This window comes from Bradyrhizobium sp. LeoB3, assembly GCF_055456055.1.
Genome location: NZ_JBVBEF010000429.1, coordinates 1 through 325, shown reverse-complemented (window position 1 = coordinate 325; position 325 = coordinate 1). Strand labels below are relative to the sequence as shown.

General features: G+C 63.7%; 1 protein-coding gene. It reads right to left on the bottom strand.

Annotated elements, in window-relative coordinates:
* A partial coding sequence (gene pcaG / locus ACZXDY_RS46620; RefSeq protein ID WP_464350120.1) for a protocatechuate 3,4-dioxygenase subunit alpha occupies positions 1-325 on the bottom strand: 325 nt, incomplete at both ends.

Here is a 325-nt window from a genome sequence, read left to right as displayed (position 1 = left end):
AGCTTGTAGACGACGTTGCCGCTGTCACCTTCACGCTGGGCGATCAAGGTCGCGCGGCGATCGGAGGGCACCAGGGCCAGCACGGGATCGCTACTATTTGCGGCCTCGCCGCCGAAATAGATGCGGGTATAGAGGTGCCGCAGCATGCCGCGGGCAAACACCGCAAGGAGAAGATGCGGTGCCTGTGGCTTGCCGTCTGGATCAGGCACCGAGCCCGGCTTGATGGTGTCGAAAGCGTAAGCACCATTGGCATCAGTGCCGACGCGGCCGAAACCGCGGAATTTCGTGTTCGGCAGCGCGCGCTTGTCCTGCGGATCGGCGAAGC